The sequence below is a fragment of the Pseudoclavibacter terrae genome (genome assembly GCF_008831075.1).
Taxonomy (GTDB): Bacteria; Actinomycetota; Actinomycetes; order Actinomycetales; family Microbacteriaceae; genus Pseudoclavibacter; species Pseudoclavibacter terrae.
The window spans coordinates 116701-136165 of sequence record NZ_WBJX01000004.1; the positions used below are offsets into that span (position 1 = coordinate 116701).

At 68.2% G+C, this 19465-nt stretch carries 15 protein-coding genes and 2 tRNA genes; 5 read left to right on the forward strand and 12 right to left on the reverse strand.

Annotated features, from left to right (window positions below; genetic code table 11):
• Positions 1-26: 26 nt before the first annotated feature.
• The 10 genes from F8O03_RS12335 to F8O03_RS12380 all read right to left on the reverse strand — a co-directional run bounded on the left by F8O03_RS12335 (position 27) and on the right by F8O03_RS12380 (position 9878).
• A tRNA-Thr gene (locus F8O03_RS12335) sits at positions 27-102 on the reverse strand.
• A gap of 87 nt (positions 103-189) precedes the next feature.
• Positions 190-1785 carry an alpha/beta hydrolase gene (locus F8O03_RS12340; protein ID WP_151424123.1) on the reverse strand — a complete coding sequence of 532 codons (1596 nt, stop codon included), beginning with the start codon at positions 1783-1785 and terminating at the stop codon, positions 190-192.
• A complete protein-coding gene (locus F8O03_RS12345; protein WP_151424124.1) occupies positions 1782-2951 on the reverse strand; it encodes a DNA polymerase III subunit delta' in 1170 nt (389 codons plus the stop codon). The genes F8O03_RS12340 and F8O03_RS12345 overlap by 4 nt, the downstream gene beginning before the upstream one ends.
• Positions 2952-2953: 2 nt before the next feature.
• Positions 2954-3592: a dTMP kinase gene (gene tmk / locus F8O03_RS12350; protein WP_151424125.1), complete on the reverse strand. Its 639-nt coding sequence runs from the start codon at positions 3590-3592 to the stop codon at positions 2954-2956.
• Complete coding sequence (gene topA, locus F8O03_RS12355) at positions 3589-6486, reverse strand: type I DNA topoisomerase (protein ID WP_244296250.1); 2898 nt, start codon at positions 6484-6486, stop codon at positions 3589-3591. Before topA ends, tmk begins: the two co-directional genes overlap by 4 nt.
• 152 nt (positions 6487-6638) lie before the next feature.
• Positions 6639-7007: an Rv3654c family TadE-like protein gene (locus tag F8O03_RS12360; RefSeq protein ID WP_151424126.1), complete on the reverse strand. Its 369-nt coding sequence runs from the start codon at positions 7005-7007 to the stop codon at positions 6639-6641.
• Positions 7004-7360, reverse strand: coding sequence for a TadE family type IV pilus minor pilin (locus F8O03_RS12365; protein WP_244296252.1), 357 nt, complete (start codon positions 7358-7360; stop codon positions 7004-7006). Before F8O03_RS12365 ends, F8O03_RS12360 begins: the two co-directional genes overlap by 4 nt.
• Before the next feature lie 8 nt (positions 7361-7368).
• Positions 7369-7587 (reverse strand): DUF4244 domain-containing protein, encoded by a 219-nt coding sequence (locus tag F8O03_RS12370; RefSeq protein WP_151424127.1) that lies wholly within the window; start codon positions 7585-7587, stop codon positions 7369-7371.
• Between the two features lie 60 nt (positions 7588-7647).
• Positions 7648-8688: a type II secretion system F family protein gene (locus F8O03_RS12375; RefSeq protein WP_151424128.1), complete on the reverse strand. Its 1041-nt coding sequence runs from the start codon at positions 8686-8688 to the stop codon at positions 7648-7650.
• Complete coding sequence (locus tag F8O03_RS12380) at positions 8685-9878, reverse strand: TadA family conjugal transfer-associated ATPase (protein WP_151424129.1); 1194 nt, start codon at positions 9876-9878, stop codon at positions 8685-8687. The genes F8O03_RS12375 and F8O03_RS12380 overlap by 4 nt, the downstream gene beginning before the upstream one ends.
• Before the next feature lie 573 nt (positions 9879-10451).
• On the opposite strand from F8O03_RS12380, the gene acs reads away from it, so the two are divergent.
• Positions 10452-12419 carry an acetate--CoA ligase gene (gene acs, locus F8O03_RS12385; protein ID WP_151424130.1) on the forward strand — a complete coding sequence of 656 codons (1968 nt, stop codon included), beginning with the start codon at positions 10452-10454 and terminating at the stop codon, positions 12417-12419.
• Positions 12420-12506: 87 nt separating this feature from the next.
• Here acs and F8O03_RS12390 read toward each other — a convergent pair whose 3' ends face one another.
• Entirely contained in the window at positions 12507-12968 is a 462-nt protein-coding gene (locus F8O03_RS12390) for a RidA family protein (RefSeq protein ID WP_104312868.1), read from the reverse strand.
• The gene (sp36, locus tag F8O03_RS18095; protein WP_167516566.1) at positions 12965-13129 is read right to left on the reverse strand and encodes a Sp36 family protein; all 165 of its coding nucleotides are present in this window, start codon (positions 13127-13129) and stop codon (positions 12965-12967) included. Before sp36 ends, F8O03_RS12390 begins: the two co-directional genes overlap by 4 nt.
• Before the next feature lie 163 nt (positions 13130-13292).
• Between sp36 and F8O03_RS12395 the strand changes: the two genes are divergently transcribed.
• From F8O03_RS12395 to F8O03_RS12410, 4 genes are all read left to right on the forward strand, one after another.
• Positions 13293-15749 (forward strand): transglycosylase domain-containing protein, encoded by a 2457-nt coding sequence (locus F8O03_RS12395; RefSeq protein ID WP_167516567.1) that lies wholly within the window; start codon positions 13293-13295, stop codon positions 15747-15749.
• Between the two features lie 33 nt (positions 15750-15782).
• Positions 15783-16766, forward strand: a complete 984-nt coding sequence (locus tag F8O03_RS12400; RefSeq protein ID WP_151424132.1) for a metallophosphoesterase — start codon at positions 15783-15785, stop codon at positions 16764-16766.
• 4 nt (positions 16767-16770) lie between these two features.
• On the forward strand, positions 16771-19299 hold the full coding sequence (locus F8O03_RS12405; RefSeq protein ID WP_151424133.1) for a transglycosylase domain-containing protein: 2529 nt from the start codon (positions 16771-16773) through the stop codon (positions 19297-19299).
• Positions 19300-19384: 85 nt separating this feature from the next.
• Positions 19385-19458 (forward strand) — tRNA-Pro (locus tag F8O03_RS12410).
• The last annotated feature ends 7 nt before the right edge of the window (positions 19459-19465 follow it).

The window sequence follows — 19465 nt, forward strand, 5'->3', positions numbered from 1 at the left end:
CTCCGCACCGAAGTGCGGAGGGGCGATGGGGCCGCCTGCGAGAATCGAACTCGCGACCTATTCATTACGAGTGAATCGCTCTGCCGACTGAGCTAAGGCGGCCTGCCTGCAGCTCAGCTCCCTGGGGTGCTGAACTCGACACCAAAGCATAACGCACACTTTGCTCAAGTGCACATCGGGGTGTCGCGGTCAGCAGACCAGCCCTTCGGCGGGCACGGTGCCGTCGATGAAGTAGGCGTCGACAGCTCCGGTGATGCAGCTGTCGCCCTGCGTGTAGGCGAGGTGCCCTTCGCCCTCGAAGGTGAGCAGCGTGGCCGACTCGAGCTGCTCGGTCACGGCTTCCGCCCACGCGTACGGCGTGGCTGGGTCGCCCGTCGTGCCGATGACGAGGACGGGGTCGGCTCCTGCACCCGTGACGGGTGCGAGCTCGTTCGTGGATGGGAATGCCCACTGCTGGCAGGTCGTGTCGCCGAGCGCTTCGGGTCCCGGAATGCCGATCGGGGTCGACTCTGCGATCTGTCGGTTGAAGTCGGCGATCTTGGCCGGGTCGGTCTCGACGGGGTAGTCGAGGCAGTTGATGGCGGTGAAGGCCTCGAACATGTTGTCGGCGTATGTGCCGTCTGGCCCGCGTCCGTAGTAGGAGTCGCTGAGCGCGAAGAAGCCTGCGGGGTCGCCTGCTGTCTCGAAGGTGGCGAATGCGTCGCTCAGGTACGGCCAGCTCTGGTCGTTGTAGAGGGCCGAGCTGATGGCCGTGTCGATGACGCCGCTTGTGAGCTTGCGGCCGTCTGCGTTCACGGGGAGGGTGTCGTCGGCCTCTGCCATGAGGGTGTTGATCTTCGCGATCGCCTCGTCGACGGTGCCGGTGAACGGGCAGCTCGTCGTGGTCAGGCAGTCTTCGAGGTAGGTGCGGGTGGCCTCTCCGAAGGCGCCCTGCTGGGCGAGCACCACCTCGAACGTCGACAGCGTCGGGTCCGTGGCGCCGTCGAGCACGACGCGGCCGACGGTTTCCGGGAACATGTCGATGTACTGCGCGCCGATGTCGGTGCCGTAGGAGAACCCGAAGTAGTTGACCTTGGGGTCGCCGACGAGCGCGCGCAGCAGGTCGAGGTCCTGCACGGTGCTCTTCGTGTCGACGAACTCGAGGAGCGCTCCCGTGTTCTCGAGGCAGTCGTCGGCGAACTCCTTCGAGTTCGCGGTGACCTCGGCGATGATCTGCTCGTCGGTCGCGGTGTCCGGGTCGAGGTCCTCGTCGACGCCGTAGAACCACTCGTCCATGCCGGCGTCGTCCCGGCACTCGACCGCGCTCGATTCGCCCACGCCCCGCGGGTCCCAGCCCACGATGTCGAAGTCCTCCATGAGCTCCGGCGTGAAGACATACTGGGCGCTGTCGCGCACGAACGAGACTCCGGATGCGCCGGGGCCGCCGGGGTTGGTGAAGATCGTCCCGATCGGGTTGCCGCTCGATGCGGGTACCTTCACCATGGCGAGTTCGATCTGCTCCGAGGTCCCGTCTGCCCAGTTCATGGGAGCTTCCGCGGTTGCGCATTCGAGACCGCTGCCGCACTCGTCCCAGCCGAGGTCCTGCTCGTAGAAGGTCTGGATGCTGGGGTCGAGGCCGGTCGGGATGACGTCGACGTCCTCCGCCTGCCCGCCGCCCCCGCCGGAGCCTCCGCCTGCAAGCGTCGTGACGAGCGTGCATCCGCTGAGCAGGAAGACGGCTGCGCCGGTGAGGAGCGAGGCGCGGATGCTGCGCGTCGTCGCGCGACGAGTGGTGGGTCTGGTCATGATGCTCCCTGCTGCTTCGTCGTCCAGCTGATCAAGAATGCCTCGAGGACAAGCGCCACGGGAACGTTTGCGGCGAGTCGTGCTCTGGCTCTGCTCGCCGCGTCGATGCTCGTGAGCACGTCGTCGGAGCTGCGGGAGCTGGTTGCGGATTCCAGTTCGCGCCGTCGGTGCTCGTTGACGAGCTCGACCGGGAGTGCGAGCTGCAGCATGAGCAGGTCTCGCAGCAGGGAGACCGAGTCGGTCAGGATGCGATCGATCGCGTCGACCTGACCGCGCTTGGCTCTGCGCTTCTGATGCTCTTCGAGTTCGCGGATCTGTCCGCGCAGCTGCCTCGGCACTGCCTGCCCCGGGGTGAGCCCGAGGGACCGGAATGCGGCTGCCCGCTCCTTGTCGTCGCGGTCTGCCGCGTTCGCGGTGGCGTCCTCGTCGGCGATGGCGACGAGTTGCGCGGCCTTCCGCACCGCGTCACCGGTGGTGCGAATGTCGAGCAGGCCGTCGAGGGACGCGTCGCGGCGGCCCCACGCCTCTTCGCTCGTGGCAAGTCGCTTGGCCATGCCGACGTGGCTCTGCGCCTCGCGTGCGGCCCGCAGGGCGATTTCCGGTTCGATGCCGTCGCGACGCACGAGCAGTCCGGCGACGTCTCGGACTTCCGGCACCCGAAGCCGCACGCTGCGGACGCGTGAGCGGATCGTGGGCAGCAGGTCGGCCTCGCTGGGCGCGCAGAGCACCCACACGGTCGACTCCGGTGGCTCTTCGATGGCCTTGAGCAGCGTGTTCGAGGTGCGTGCGACCATGCGGTCGGCGTCTTCGACGAGGATGACCCGATAGCGCCCGGTCATCGGCGACATGGATGCGCGCTCGACGAGTTCGCGTGCCGTCTTGATGTCGAGCTGCACGGTTTCCGTGACGACGGCCGTGAGGTCGGGGTGCGAGCGGGCGCGCACCTGCACGCAGGACGGGCATACGCCGCATCCGTCGTTCGGGCACAGCAGTGCCGCCGCGAAGGCGTAGCCCATGTTGCTTCGACCGGAACCGGGTGGGCCGGTGATGAGCCACGAGTTCGTCATGCCGCTCGTGTCCACTGCCCCGCGCTTGGAGGCCTTCGCCGCGTTCGAGAACAGGGCGATCGCGTCGTCCTGACCGGAGAGGTCGTCCCAGACGGTCATGGCTACGCGCCGACCGGGCGCCGCTCGAGGAGCTCGGCGACGCGGGTGCGGATGCGCTCGGCCACACGCTCTCGGGGTTGGGTCGCGTCGATCACGAGGAATCTGTCCGGCTCGGCGGAGGCAAGGCCGAGGAAGGCGGATCGGACGGCGTCGTGGAAGTCCTTCGATTCGGCTTCGAGCCGGTCGTAGGTGCCGCGGGTCGCGCCGATGCGTCTGCGCCCCTCTTCCGGATCGAGGTCGAAGAGCACGGTGAGGTCGGGGAGCAGGCCGCGCGAGGCCCACAGCGAGAGGTCCCTGACCTCGTCGGCACCGAGCTCGCGGCCCCTGCCCTGGTAGGCGATGGAGGAGTCGAGGTAGCGGTCCTGCACGACGATGTCGCCGCGCTCGAGCGCTGGCCGGACGACGGTTGCGATGTGGTGTGCACGGTCGGCGGCGTACAGGAGCGCCTCGGCTCGGGCATCCATGTGTCCCTTGCGGTGCAGCACGAGCTCGCGGATGTCGGCGCCGAGGTCGGTGCCGCCGGGTTCGCGCGTGCGCACGACGGTCTGCCCGAGGCCTGCCAGCCAGTCTTCGAGCAGGGCCGAGTGCGTTGATTTGCCCGCGCCGTCGCCGCCCTCGAGCGTGATGAAGAGGCCCGTCATTCGCTGCTTGCTGCCCCGCTGGCCTTGGCCGCAGGCTTCTTGGCTGGCGCGCGCTTCGCGGCAGGCTTCTTCGCTGCCGTCGTCTTCGTCGCTGCTGCCTTGGAGGCGGCTGGCTTCTTGGCGGCGGGCTTCTTCGCTGCGGGCTTCTTCGCTGCCGTGGTCTTGCGTTTCACCGGACCCTTGGCGCGCTTGTCGGCGAGCATCTGCACGGCTTCCTCGAACGTGACGTCCTCCGGGTTGGCGCCGCGTGACACGGTCACGTTGGTCTCGCCGTCGGTGACGTACGGGCCGAAGCGACCGTCCTTGATCTTGATCGGCTTGCCGCTCACGGGGTCGGCTTCGAACTCCTTGATGGCCGCCTTCGTCGTGCGTGCCCCGTACTTGGGCTGGGCGAAGAGCTCGTTGGCGGCCTCGAGCGTGACGGTGAAGATCTCGTCCTCGCTCGTGAGGGACCGCGTGTCGGTGCCCTTCTTCAGGTACGGCCCGTACCGGCCGTTCTGGGCCGTGATCTCGGCACCCGTCTCGGCGTCGACGCCGACCACCCTGGGCAGCTCGAGCAGCCCGATCGCCTGCTCGTAGGTGACCTGCTCTGGGATCATCGATTTGAAGAGGGACGCCGTGCGTGGCTTCTCGGCGGCGGCGGCCTTTTTGGCGCGCGGCTTCTTGACCGGACGACCCTCGGCAGCGGCTGCCTTCGCTTCGGCTTCCTCCGCGAGGGCCTTCGCCTTGGCCTCAGCTTCAGCGGCGGCTTCCTCGGCCTCAGACGGAGCCTCGGTCACGTACGGGCCGAAGCGGCCGTCCTTCACGACGATGCGCTTGCCGGTTTCGGGGACGACGCCGAGCACGCGATCCGTCTGGATGGGCGCTTCGACGAGCTCGACGGCCTTCTCCGCCGTCAGCTCGTCTGGAGCCAGGTCCTCGGGGACGTTGACGCGCCGCGGGGTCTCGCCCTCGGTCTCGGGAGCGACCTCGAGATAGGGGCCGTAGCGTCCGATGCGCAGGACGATGCCGTCGGCGAGCGGGGTCGAGTTGATCTCTCGCGCATCGATCTCGCCGAGGTTGTCGATGACGCCGCGGAGCCCCTTGTGGTCGTCGGTTCCGAAGTAGAACCCGCGCAGCCAGTCGTTGCGCTGCTCGGTGCCTGCGGCGATGCGGTCGAGGTCGCCTTCCATCTGCGCCGTGAAGTTGTACTCGACGAGGTCGTGGAAGTGCTCTTCGAGGAGGCGCACGACGGAGAATGCCGTCCAGCTGGGGACGAGCGCGCTGCCGCGCGGGGCGACGTATCCGCGGTCGATGATGGTGGAGATGATGGACGCGTACGTCGACGGGCGGCCGATGCCGAGCTCGTCGAGCGTCTTGACGAGGCTCGCCTCCGTGTAGCGCGGGGGCGGGCTGGTCTCGTGGCTCTTCGCGTCTGCCGTCTCCGGGTCGAGCTTCTGCCCCTTGGTGAGCGGCGGCAGCTTCGCTTCTGCTGTGGTCGAGTCGTCGCGCGCCTCGTCTTTCCCTTCCTCGTAGGCGGCGAGGAAGCCGCGGAAGGTGATGACGGTGCCGGACGCCTGGAACTCGGCGACGCGGCTGGTGACGGTGCCCTGCGCATCGGAGACGTCGATGGGCGAGGCGTCGATCGTGACGGTCGCCGTCTGGCCCTTGGCGTCAGCCATCTGCGAGGCGATGGTGCGCTTCCAGATGAGGTCGTACAGCTTGAAGTCGTTGGGGCTCAGCTTGGGTCGAAGCTCGCTCGGCAGCGCGAACGTGGACCCGGCGGGCCTGACGGCCTCGTGCGCTTCCTGCGCGTTCTTCGACTTCGAGCCGTAGAGGCGAGGCGCCGATGGAACCGTCTCGGCTCCGTAGAGCTTGGCGGCCTGCGTGCGCGCAGCATTGAGCGCCTGCGACGACAGCGACGAGGAGTCGGTACGCATGTACGTGATGTAGCCGTTCTCGTACAGCGACTGGGCGACGCTCATCGTCTGCCGTGCAGTGAAGCGCAGCTTGCGGGCGGCCTCCTGCTGCAGGGTCGAGGTCGTGAACGGCGCGGCGGGGCGTCGAGTGTACGGCTTGGACTCGACGGAGGACACCGTGACGGGGACCGTGCCGGCCGTGAGCTGCACGGTCATGGTGGTCGCCTCGGCTTCGCCGAGGATCACGGAGGAGTTCTTGAGCACACCGTGGTCGTCGAAGTCGCGTCCGGTGGCGACGCGCTCGCCGTCGAGCTTCGTCAGACGGGCGACGAACGCCGAGCCGTCCTTGCCCTGCTCTGGCGCGAAGCGGGCTTCGACACCCCAGTAGCTGGCCTTCACGAATGCGAGACGCTCGCGCTCGCGGTCGACGATGAGGCGTGTCGCGGCTGACTGCACGCGGCCGGCGGAGAGCCCGGGGCCGACCTTGCGCCACAGCACGGGCGACACCTCGTAGCCGTAGAGGCGGTCGAGGATGCGCCTGGTCTCCTGCGCGTCGACGAGGTGCACGTCGATGTCTCGTGTGCGGTCCTTCGCGGCTTCGATCGCCTCGCGGGTGATCTCGTGGAACACCATGCGCTTGACGGGGACCTTCGGCTGGAGGACCTGCAGGAGGTGCCAGGCGATGGCCTCCCCTTCGCGGTCCTCATCAGTTGCGAGGATGAGCTCGTCGGCGTCCTTGAGCGCCCGCTTGAGCTCGGCGACGGTCTTCTTCTTCTGGTCGGAGACCACGTAGTACGGCTCGAAGCCGTTGTCGACGTCGACGCTGAACTTCCCGAGGGAGCCCTTCTTGAGTTCGGGCGGGAGGTTCTTGGGCTCGATGAGGTCGCGGATGTGTCCGACGCTGGCGAGCACGGTGTAGTCATCACCGAGATACTGCGAGATGCTCTTCACTTTGGTCGGCGACTCGACGATGACCAGTGTGTTGCTGCCTGACACAAGCGTTCCTTGGATGGGTCTGCGTGCTTTCGCACGACGATTCCGGCTGGCCGGAGTTATGTGGGGGCTGTTGCCACCCGTGGGCGTCATTATATGGACGGGGTGGCTGGGCGGAAGGCCTCCGACTGCCGGCGGCTCCGCTTCACGGCTTCTCAGCGAGGTGGCGGTCCTGCCCTCGATGGTTCCGAAAAGACGAACGGGCCGGACTCTACACGAACTCGCACAACGGCCTCACGGCCGCTGATCGTGCAGGCCTCGAGCGAGGCGCCGTTCGCGGTGACGACACGGGCGGCTTCCTCGCACGGATCGCCCGACTTCAGCCCTGACGCGACGTCGGCGGCGGCGAGGGCGCCGGCGTCGGCCGCGGCGTGTGCTGTCTGCTTGGCGGGGAATGCCGACAGCACGTTGACGGCTCCGACGGTGAGCGCAAGGAGAAGGAGCGAGACCGCCAGCATGACAACTCCACCGGCGCCTCGTTCTCCGCCCAGGTTTCGGGGAGGTGCCGACGCCTCGGCGCTCATCGTCCGCCGCCGAGGGCGCAGGCGCGGGCGCCGATGTCCACGGGGAGTACGCGCTCGCCGAGGACGAGTGGCGTGGATGCGCGCGCACAGACGAGGCCGTCTGGCCGGCTGATCTCGAGTTCCGCGTCGGGTACGAGCGAATGCACGTGCTCGCGAGCGATGGCCTCGTCGTCTCCACGTGCCACGAGCCTGACAGCGTCGGCGACGGCATCCTGCAACCGGATCTGCACGACGACGCCCTGCAGTCCCGTCAGGCAGAAGGCGAGCAGGAGGACGACCACGGGTGCCGCGATGGCGAACTCCGCCGTCGCCGACCCACGTTGCGAGCTCGCGGGCGGGAGCCATCGGGGCACCCGGCGCATCATTCGTCCAGCGTGAGTGCGGTGCGGATGATGTTCTCGAGCAAGCCCTTGACCTCATCGCTCTGCATGATGACGACGAGGAGCCCCGCGAACGCGACGGCTGCCATCGTCGCGATCGCGTACTCGGCTGTCGCCGCCCCCTCGTCCTCGCGCATCCGCTGCCGGAGTCTGCTCAGCGGGCCGCGGGATGCGTCGCCGAAGGTCGTGATCTGGAACATGGGTGTACCTCTCTTATTGCGTATCGACGGTTCGAATGCGGCACGGGCGTCTCGGGCGGCTCAGAGCCGCGAGATGGTCTGGGTCACGACGGCGAGGATGAGCGGAGCGACGCCGAGCAGGAGAAAGGCCGGGAGCACGCACAGGCCGAGCGGCAGCATGAGTCGCACGCCGAGTTCGGCCGCCTTCTTGCTCGATGCGGCGCGGGCGTCGCGTCGCTCGAGCGCGGCTTCGCTGCGCAAGAGGGATGCGGCGGGCACCCCGGCCTCGCGGGCGAGCTCCAGCACCCGGTCGACGCGCCCGCCGCCGAGGCCCGTTCGCGCCGTGGAATGCCGACCGGTACCGAGCGCCGCGTCGTCGAGCGCGCGCTGCACCAGTGGGCGGACGGCGGCGACGGATGTGCCTCCCAGCATCCCGAGTGCCGTCAGGTCCATGGCGAGGCCGGGCAGCTGCTCTCGTCGTGACGCCGCTGCGATGAGTGCCCTGTTCCAGACGTGCGCGGTGACCATGAGGGCGGCCCCTCCCCCAAGGCAGGCGAGGCCGATCGGGGTCCCGAAGAGCATGCCGAGGCTGTCGAAGCCGAGCGCGAGCCCGAGAAGGATTCCGACGGCGGGCAACGCCATGACGAGCCGTGCGGCGCTGCTCGGGCCCGCGAGCGCGAGTTGGACCTCCCGTTCGGAGGCGCCGAAGTCGCGGAACGTCTGGGCCAGCTCGCCGAGACCCCGGGCAAGCGGGGCTCCCGTGCTCTCGGCGAGGGACCAGGCGCACCCGAGGGCTCGCCAGCTCGGCTCCTCGCGCTCCCGGAGCATCGTGCCGACTCGCTCGCCAGCGCGCACGCCTCTCGCGATGGTGAGCTCGACGGGATCGTCGGCGCCGGCGCGCCACCGCGCGGGCCGAGGAATCCCCACGCGCAGCCTGGCTTCCACCCACGATGCGCGCCGCCTCCAGCCGGTTCGTCCGAGCCTCGGCGATTCCTCGGAGGCAGCGAAGCTCGCGACGTGCTGCCACGCAGAATCCGACGTCGTGCCGCCTGCGAGCAGGGCCGCGAGTCGCTCGACGACCGCCGCGGTGCGCTCCGCAGCGTCGACCTCATGCTGGGTCATCGCCGGCCGAGACTCCGGTGACCGGGATCGTGCCGGCTACCATCCCCGTGGCCGACATCAGCCGCACCGGTGGTGGCATGCGAGAGGGTCGTGACGTTCTCCGCCTGGCCCGATGCCCGACGCAGGACCGATGCGATCGCCAGGCGTCCGGCCTCATCGAGGCAGAACTCCCCGATGTCGGCGAGCCGCCGGTGCCCGACGGACGAGCGCTCCACGTGCATGACGAGGTCGATCGCGCTCACGGTCTGCCTGGCGACCGCATCCTGCGTCATGCCGGCAAGCGCGCCGAGCGCCTCGAGGCGCGAGGGCACATCGGCGAGGGAGTTCGCGTGGAGCGTCCCAGCGCCACCGTCGTGTCCCGTGTTGAGCGCGGCCAGGAGCTCCCGGAGTTCGGCACCGCGACATTCGCCGAGCACGAGCCTGTCCGGGCGCATCCGCAGCGACTCGCGGACGAGGCGTTCGAGCGGCACGCTCCCTGCACCCTCGATGTTCGCCTGTCTCGCCTCGAGCGAGACGCTGTGGGGATGCGCGATGCGGAGCTCTGCGACGTCCTCGATCACGACGATGCGGTCGCGGGGGTCTGACTCCGAGAGGATCGCGGAGAGGAACGTCGTCTTCCCGCTTCCGCCGGCGCCGGTGATGAGCACGTTGGCGCGAGCCCGCACCGCTTCCCTCACGAGCTCCTCCGCGCCAGGGGAGAAGAACGCCTGCCGGTCGAGCTGTTCGATGGTGAGCTGGCGGACTCTCGGCGCCCGAATGGAGAGGAGCGTGCCGGAGATCGACACCGGCGGCAGGACGGCGTGCACGCGGATGCCGTCGGCGATGCGCACGTCGACGCACGGCGCGGACTCGTCGAGGTGCCTGCCGCCTGCAGCGACGATACGGACGGCCAGTTCACGCAGCACCCGCTCGCTCGGCGCCACCCAGGAATCCTCCCGCTCGGCACCGCTGCCTCGATCGACGAAGAGCCCGTCGGTGCCGTTGACGAAGAGGGCGGTGACGTCGCCGTCGGCGACGTACATCGCCAGGGGACCGAACGCGTCGGCCTGACCTCGCGTCAATGTCCGAACGGATCGCGGAACACTCTCCGCGGTGCGCGGCGGCAACGGCAGCGAGGCCGCACGCTGCGAGGCCGGACGAGCGACGAAGCGCTGGCCTGATGTCGTTTCAAGAGCTGAGCCGTGTGCCATGCACGAAGCGTACGAACGCCAGAGACCGTCGAGTTCGATCGATGTCGCGGCTGTGCATGGGCCACTGTGCACAGGGCAGGCGACGACGAAGTCGCGCCGCACCGGACCGGGGTCGCAGGAGAATTGAAGAGGCGCCCGGACAGGGGGATATCCGAGCGCCTCAGCTCATGCAGCGTTCAGGGGGGGTTGATTGCTGCAGAGCGACGATAGTTGCGACAGAGAGCGAAACCATCGAGGTCCATGGTAGTGCATATTTGGTCTGGAAAAACAGCCAGGCGGCTGGCTATCGAAAAATGTTCGGCTGCAGCCCGCACTTCCGCGCGAGATCACGGTATCTGCCGCATTTTTCACCCTCGACACGCCGCGCGCTGACGCGTCCACGTGGCATGGACTGGGCCACGGCTGGCACAGGTTCGGGTTCACATGCGCCCGAAGCGAGATGGCCTGCCACCGAAGCCCGCGGACATTCCCCCCGAAAGGCGGGAGTCACGGCACATCCTCGCTCCGTAGACTTCTGGCACGCTGCGCCGCATTGAGGCGGTGCCGGATCGCAATGACGCGAAAGGACCTGTGGTGGCTGACAAGATCGAACACCTCCTGGAAGACCTCGAGACCTTCCCGCCAAGCGACGACTTCACGTCCTCCTCCCCCGTACCCGCAGACCTCATGGCGCGCGCCGAGGAGGACAGGCTCGGCTTCTGGGCAGACCAGGCCAGGGAGCTGCACTGGTCGACCCCCTTCACGGAGGTCCTCGACTGGAGCGACGCCCCGTTCGCGAAGTGGTTCGGCGACGGCACGCTCAACGCCAGCTACAACTGCGTCGACCGCCACGTGCTCGCAGGCAACGGAGACCGGGTCGCGATCTATTGGGAGGGCGAGCCTGGCGACAAGCGCACCATCACGTACTCGGACCTCCTCGGCGAGGTCAAGCGTGCCGCGAACCTCCTGGAGAGCCTCGGCGTCGCGGCAGGGGACGTCGTCGCGATCTACATGCCGATGATCCCAGAGACCGTCGTCGCGATGCTCGCCTGCGCGCGCATCGGCGCCGTGCACTCCGTCATCTTCGGCGGGTTCAGCGCCGACTCAATCCGCAGCCGCGTCGAGGATGCGAACGCCAAGCTCGTCATCACGAGCGACGGCAGCATCCGCAAGGGCCGCATCTTCCCACTCAAGGAGACCGTGGATGCGGCGCTCGAGGCCGATGGGCACACCGTCGAGCACGTCCTCGTGGTGCGTCGTGCCGACAACGAGGTGTCGCTCACGCCGGGCAGGGACCTGTGGTGGGACGAGGAGATCGCGCAGGTCGGCGACGAGCACGTCGCCAAGCCGTTCCCCGCCGAGCATCCGCTGTTCATCCTCTACACGTCGGGCACCACGGGGAAGCCGAAGGGCCTGCTGCACACGACGGGCGGCTACCTCACGCAGACCTCGTTCACGCACCGCACGATCTTCGACCTCAAGCCGGAGCAGGACGTGTACTGGTGCTCGGCCGACGTCGGCTGGGTGACCGGGCACAGCTATTTCGTCTACGGGCCCCTGGCCAACGGCTCGACGCAGGTCATGTACGAGGGCACGCACGACACTCCGGACCTCGGCCGCTGGTTCGACATCATCCAGCGCTACGGCGTCACGATCTTCTACACGGCGCCGACGGCGATCCGCGGCTACATGAAGTCGGGCAGGCAGATCCCCGCCAAGTACGACCTCTCATCGATCCGCCTGCTCGGCTCGGTGGGCGAGCCGATCAACCCGGAGGCGTGGGCCTGGTACCGGGAGGTCATCGGCGGCAACCGGGTGCCGGTCGTCGACACGTGGTGGCAGACGGAGACGGGGGCCATCATGATCTCCGCGATCCCCAGCCAGGTGGCGCTCAAGCCCGGTGCCGCGCAGGTGCCGGTGCCCGGTGTTGTCGTCGAGGTCGTCGACGACCAGGGTGAGCGGGTCAATCCGGGTGAGATGGGCCTGCTCACGATCACCGAGCCGTGGCCTTCCATGGCGCGCGGCATCTACGGGGACCGCGAGCGGTTCATCGAGACGTACTGGTCGCAGTTCCCCGGGCGCTACTTCGCGGGCGACGGCGCGGGCGTCGACAAGGACGGCCACCTGTGGCTGCTCGGTCGGGTTGACGACGTCATGAACGTCTCCGGGCACCGGCTCTCGACGACGGAGATCGAGTCGGCGCTCGTCGACCACCCGTTCGTCGCCGAGTCGGCGGTCGTCGGCGCGAGCGATGAGACGACGGGGCAGGCGGTCGTCGCGTTCGTCGTGCTCAAGGAGAGCAAGAAGGCCGAGATCGAGGCGTCGGACGCACCCCAGGTGCTGCGCTCGCACGTCTCGACGAAGATCGGCGCGATCGCCAGGCCGCGCCAGGTGTACGTCGTCGCCGAGCTGCCGAAGACGCGTTCCGGCAAGATCATGCGCCGCCTGCTTCGAGACGTGGCGGACGGCAAGGCCGTGGGTGACACGACCACGCTCACCGATGCGTCCGTGATGTCCGCGATCTCCGCGGGCGTCGCATCCGGGACCGCTGACGACGACTGATCCGCACGGCGGGACGAACGAAGCCCTGCACCTCCCGGAAGAGGGGTGCAGGGCTTCGTGGCGTGCGGATGCTCGCGGGCGAGCTCGCTATTCGTACGCGACGATGAGGTCGACCTCGACGGGCGAGTCGAGCGGCAGCACGGCGACGCCGACCGCGGCGCGGACATGCTTGCCCGCATCGCCGAACGCGAGGCCGAGCATCTCGGAGACGCCGTTGGCGACCAGGGGCTGCTCCGTGAAGTCCGGAGCGGAGGCGACGTAGACCGTGACCTTCACCACGCGCGTGACGCGGTCGAGGTCGCCGATGACGGACTTGATGGCGGCGAGCGCGTTGAGGCCGGCGAAGGCGGCGAACTCGATCGCATCATCGCGCGGCACCTCGGCGCCGACCTTGCCCTTCTCGGGGATGGCGCCCTCGATGAACGGCAGCTGGCCGGACGTGTAGACGAGACCGCCGTGCTCGACAGCCGGGACGTAGTCGGCGACCGGAGCGGCGACGGGCGGCACCGCCATTCCCATGGCGCCGAGACGCTCTTCGACCTGGCTCATGACTGCTCCCCCGCGATCGGACGCTTCATGTAGGCGACGGAGCCGCCCTCAGCGTTGGTGGAAACCTGGACCAGTTCCCAGCCCTGAGCACCCCAGTTGTTGAGGATGACAGTGGGGGTGTGCAACGGGAGCGGGGTGATGAAATATTCCCACTTCTGCATGGACGTCCTCCTGTGCGTGAGCGCTCAGGCGCTTCATGGGGTTCTCATTGAACACTCCTGAAGACGCCGAGAGCGGGTGTGACTTACCCTTGATCCTATGTCTGTCACGAATCCAGGGGCGCCCAAACGCAACATTCTGGGTGGCCTCCTAGGGCTGCTCGGTATGAGCGGAGTCGCGGGCGTGCTCGTCACGGCCATGATCACGCCGCTCATTGCCGTCACCGGTGTGGCCGCGAACAGCACCATCTCGCTGTTCGAGAACCTCCCGACGTACCTCGAGATCGGCTCGCTGCAGCAGAAGACCGAGCTGTACGCCTCCAACGGACAGAAGTTCGCCGAGTTCTACAACCAGAACCGCGAGGAGGTCTCGCTCGACCAGATCTCCCCGTACGTCGCAGCGGCGGCTATCTCGGTGGAAGACCCGCGCTTCCGTGAGCACGGCGGCGTCGACGTGATCTCCGCGGCACGAGCTCTCGCGCAGTCCGTCATCGGCGACGGCGCGGCGGGCGCATCCACGATCACCATGCAGTACGTCCGCAACGTGCGCGTGCAGACGGCCGAAGCGATCCCGAACCAGGAGGAGCGCGACAAGGCCTACCTCGAGGCGACCGAGACCACCACCGGCCGCAAGCTCCAGGAGATGCGCCTCGCGATCGGCGTCGAGAAGCAGTTCTCGAAGGACGAGATCCTGCAGGGCTACCTGAACATCGCCCTCTTCGGCGGCACGACGTACGGCATCGAGTCGGCGGCACAGCGCTACTTCGGGAAGTCGGCCCTCGACCTGAACCTGCAGGAGTCGGCCAGCCTCATCGCCATCGTGCAGGAGCCCAACGCCTACCGCCTCGACGTGCCAGAGAACATCGAGGCGAACAAGATCCGCCGCGACTACATCCTCATGCGCATGATGGAGGAAGGCGCGATCGACCAGGCGACCTACGAGGCGACCATCGCGACGCCCGTGGAGCCCCGCCCGACCGAGCCGAGGCACGGCTGTGGCGCCGCCGAGGGCAACGCGCAGTACTTCTGCGACTACGTCCGGCTCATCATGGTGCAGGACCCGGCCTTCGGCGAGACGTACGAGGAACGGCAGTTCAACTTCCAGACCAAGGGCTACCAGATCAAGACCACCCTCGACCTCGACATGCAGGCGCAGGGCCAGGCCTCGATGGCCTCCGCGGTTCCCGCGTACGTCGAGGGCATGGACATGGGGTCGGCTGCCTCCATGGTCGAAGAGGGCACGGGCCGCGTGCTCATGATGGTGCAGAACACCGCCTTCGGTGACACGGAGGAACTGGCTGGTCAACCCGGCTACACCTCGGTGAACTACAACACCGACTACGAGTACGGCGGATCCACCGGCTTCCAGGTCGGCTCGACGTACAAGATGTTCACGCTCGCCGAATGGCTCGCGTCGGGCAAATCGCTCAACGCGTCGGTCAACGGCAAGGACCGCGCCTTCAACCTCATCAACTTCCAGAACTCGTGCCTCGGCGCCGACGGCGGCTCCTGGTCCCCGACGAACGACGGCGGCGCGAAGGTCGGCAACGTCTCCGTCCGCCAGGCCACATCGCAGTCCATCAACACGGCCTACGTGGCGATGGCTGAGCAGCTCGACCAGTGCCGCATCCGCGACACGGCCATGGCCATGGGCGCGCACCGCGCCGACGGTGCGGTCAACGAGTCGAACCCGGCAGCCGTGCTCGGCACGAATACCATCGCGCCGCTCTCCATGGCGACCGCGGTAGCCGGCTTCGCGAACGGCGGCGTCACGTGCTCGCCCATCGCCATCGACAGCATCACGCTGCGCGACGGATCCTCCCTCGAGGCACCGAAGTCGACGTGCAACCAGGCCGTCACCCCGGAGGTCGCCGCCGGAGTCACCTCGGCGCTCCAGGGCGTCGCGAACGGCGGCACCGGCAGCGCATCCAACCCCGGCATCGCCCCCCTGATGGGCAAGACCGGCACGACGGACAGCGGCCTGCAGACGTGGATGGTCGGCGCGACCTCGAAGGTCGGCCTCGCCGTCTGGGTCGGCAACGCGAGCGGACAGGTGCCCATGTACGGCGTGGACCTGCCTCGCGCCGTCGGCAGCCAGACCCGTCACGTCATCTTCAACGATGTCATCGCGCAGGCGATGCGCGTCTACGGCGGCGACTCGTTCCCCGAGCCCACCGGCAGCGCCGTCCAGAACGAGCAGGTGACGGTCCCAGACCTCGCCGGCAAGTCGACGGCTGAGGCGAAGACGTCCCTCGAGGGGCTCGGTTTCAGCGTCTCTGTCGGCAACCCGGTCGAATCCGACCAGCCGGAGGGAACCGTCGCGAGCACACTGCCGAGCGCCAACACGCGCGTCACGCAGGGCACGACGATCACGATCAACCCGTCGCGCGGACCGGACACCGCGCCGACGTCCGACGCCCTCGCCGCCCCTGACCTCGCCGGTCAGACCCAGGAGCAGGCGCAGTCGACGCTGTCCCAGCTGGGGTTCAACGGCACGATGGCGATCCTGACCGAGAAGAGCGAGACCGTGCCGAGCGGGCAGGTCATCCGCACCGACCCGGCCCCCGGCGCAGAGCTCGAGCGCACCGGGTCCATCCAGGTCTACGTCTCTTCCGGCCCCTAGCGGGTCATCGCACTGACTGAAACGAGTTCCACCATGGCGAATTCCGTCGCCACCTCGAGCTCCGGGAGACCTCCCGGACTCAAACCTGGCTCATCCCCTCTCGGGGCAGCCAGCGCCGTCGCCCTCACCCTCCTCGGGGTGGGGGCGGCGACCGCCGTCTACGGCACGATGATCGAGCGCCGGGCCTTCCGTCTGCGCCGCGTCGAGTCGCGCATCCTGCCGCCCGGCTCGGCCCCGCTGCGCGTGCTGCACCTCAGCGACTTCCATGTCGCGCCGTGGCAGCGGAAGAAGCAGGACTTCGTGAGGGGCCTCGCCGCGCTGAAGCCCGACCTCGTCGTCGGCACCGGCGACAACCTGGGCCACGTCGACGCCATCCCAACGGTCGCGCACATGCTGGAGCCGTTCGAGGGCATCCCCTCGGTGCACGTCTACGGCTCGAACGACTACCTGGGGCCCGTGCTCAAGAATCCCTTCACCTACTTCGGCCGCTCCGCGCACGTCGCGAAGAAGGCCCCGCACCTCGACACGAAGACCCTCACGGGGCACTTCAACCGCCTCGGATGGACGCCACTCAACAACATGGCGGCCGTCCTCGAGGTCGCCGGCAGGCGCATCCGCTTCTTCGGGGTCAACGATCCGCACATCGAGGCCGACGACTTCGCCGCCGCAGGCAAGGCGCTGCGGGAGGCATCGGAGGGCCAGGACTGGGACCTCACGATCGGGCTCGCGCACGCCCCATACCAGCGGGTGCTGAGCGGCCTCGTCGACCTCGGTGCGGATGCGATCTTCGCCGGGCACACGCACGGCGGGCAGGTCTGCGTGCCCGGCTACGGCGCACTCGTCACCAACTGCGACATCCCACGCGAGCAGGTCAAGGGCCTGAGCACGTGGACCTCGCGCGGCCGCACGGCCGCACTCCACGTCTCCGCCGGCCTCGGCACGTCGATATACGCCCCCGTGCGTTTCGCGTGCCCGCCGGAGGCGACGCTTCTGACCTTCCTACCCCGGGTATCGTGACGCCATGGCAACAAAGAAACGTGGAAGCTGGAAGCGCGGTCCGTTGACGCGCGTCCTCGGCCTGGTCGGGGTGAGCGGCCTCGCCGCCGTCCTGATCACCGCGCTCGTGACTCCGCTCGTCTCCGTCGCCAACATCGCGGAGAACAGCTCGATCAACCTCTTCGAGAGCCTCCCCGACTACCTGGAGATCAACGAGCTCCAGCAGGTCACCGAGCTCTACGCGAAGCAGGGCGGGCAGGACGTCAAGTTCGCCCAGTTCTACAACCAGAACCGCGTCGAGGTCCCGCTCGACAAGATCTCACCGTGGGTGCCGCTCGCGGCGATCTCGGTCGAGGACCCGCGCTTCCGCGAGCACGACGGCGTCGACGTCATCTCCGCGGCCCGCGCGCTCGTCACGTCCGTCATCGGCGACGCCTCCGCCGGCGCCTCCACCATCACCATGCAGTGGGTCCGCAACGTGCGCGTGCAGGAGGCCGAGGCGATCCTCGACCCGGCCGAGAGCGAGAAGGCCTACATCGAGGCGACCGACCCGAACACGGGCCGCAAGCTGCAGGAGATGCGCCTCGCCATCGGCGTCGAGCAGCAGTACTCGAAGGACGAGATCCTCCAGGGCTACCTCAACATCGCCCTCTTCGGCGGCACCACGTACGGCATCGAGTCGGCCGCGCAGCGCTACTTCGGCAAGCCGGCGATCGACCTGAACCTGCAGGAGGCTGCGAGCCTCATCGCCATCGTGCAGGAGCCCAACGCCTACCGACTCGACCGCGAAGAGAACATCGAGGGCAACAAGGAACGCCGCGACTACATCCTCATGCGCATGATGGAAGAGGGCGCCATCGATCAGGCGACCTACGAGTCAACCATCGCGCTGCCGGTCGAGCCGAACGTCAAGGACCCCAACCACGGCTGCGAGTTCGCCGAGGGCAACGCGAAGTACTTCTGCAAGTTCGTGCAGCTCTCCGTGCTCCAGGACGAGGCGTTCGGCGCCACCGAAGCGGAGCGCAACTTCAACCTCGCCGGCAAGGGCTACAAGATCTACACGTCCCTGGACCTCGACATGCAGAGCGTCGCGACGCAGTCCATGCAGAACGCGGTGCCGTCGACCTACCCGGGAACCGACCTGGGCGCCGCCGCCTCCATGGTCGAGAACGGCACGGGACGCATCCTCGCGATGGTGCAGAACACCCAGTTCAGCGAGGTCGCCGAGAACCAGGAGCAGCCCGGCGTCACCTCGGTGAACTACAACACCGACTACGAGTACGGAGGCTCGACGGGCTTCCAGACCGGATCGACCTACAAGATCTTCACGCTCGCCGAGTGGATCGCGTCTGGCAAGTCGCTCTACTCCTCCGTGCCAGGCCAGAACCGCACGTTCTACCTGGAGAACTTCTCCAACACCTGCGACGCCGAATCCGACGGCCCCTGGGCACCGACCAACGACAGCGGCCAGCGGGTCGGCACCGTCTCCGTGAAGTCGGCGACGGCGTCGTCGATCAACACCGCCTACGTGACGATGGCGGAGCGCCTCGACCAGTGCCGCATCCGCGACACCGCGATGGCACTCGGCGGCCACCGCGCCGACGGAGCCATCAACCAGTCCGTTCCCGCCGCCATCCTGGGCGCCGCCAACGAGATGGCGCCGCTGTCCATGGCGACCGTCATGTCGGGTCTCGCGAACAACGGCGTCTCCTGCTCCCCCACGGGCATCGACCGTGTGACGCTGCCGGACGGCACGGAGGTCACCGGACCCAAGTCGCGCTGCATCCAGGCCGTCTCGCCGCAGGTCGCGGCCGGCGTCGACGAGGCACTCGCCGGAGTCGTCAACGGGGGCACCGGTTCCCGGTCGAACCCGGGCATCGTGCCGCTCATCGGCAAGACGGGCACCACCGACAACGGCCTGCAGACGTGGATGGTCGGGGCGACGACGAAGGTCGGCCTCGCCGTCTGGGTCGGCAACGCCAACGGCCTCGTGCCCATGTACGACGTCGACCTGCCGCTCGCGGCGGGAAGCCAGACGCGTCACGTGCTCTTCAACGACATCATCGGGCACGCGATGAGCACCTACGGGGGTGGGGACTTCCCCGAGTACGTCGAGGATGAGGACGCCCTGGTTCTCGCGACGATCCCGGACCTGACGGGACGCTCCACGGAGGAGGCGCGCCAGGTGCTCGAGAGCCTCGGCTTCGGCGTCTCGATCGGCCCCTCGGTCGACTCGGACCAGTCTCCTGGCAGCGTCGCGAACACCCTGCCGACCGCGAACACGCGTGTCGACAAGGGAACGACGGTCACCATCCATCCCTCCGCGCTTCCCGATGATTCGACGACCGGCCTGCTGGCTCCTGACGTGACCGGGAAGACGCAGGACGAGGCGACCTCGCTTCTGGCGGGTGCGGGGTTCACCGGAACAGTGACCGTCATCTCCGAGGCGAACGCCACCGTTCCGAGCGGCCAGGTGATTCGCACCGACCCTGCAACGGGCACGCCGATCGAGCCGACCGGGCAGCTTCGCCTGTTCATCTCGTCCGGCCCCTAGGAGTTTCCGCGGCTCGCGCCCTCGGTTGGCGGCGCGAGCCAGCTTCGGGTACTCTTGGGGAGTTCGCCGCTCGGCGGTGAGCGATCGGGGTGTGGCGCAGTTTGGTAGCGCGCTTCGTTCGGGACGAAGAGGTCGTGGGTTCAAATCCCGCTACCCCGACAGACAG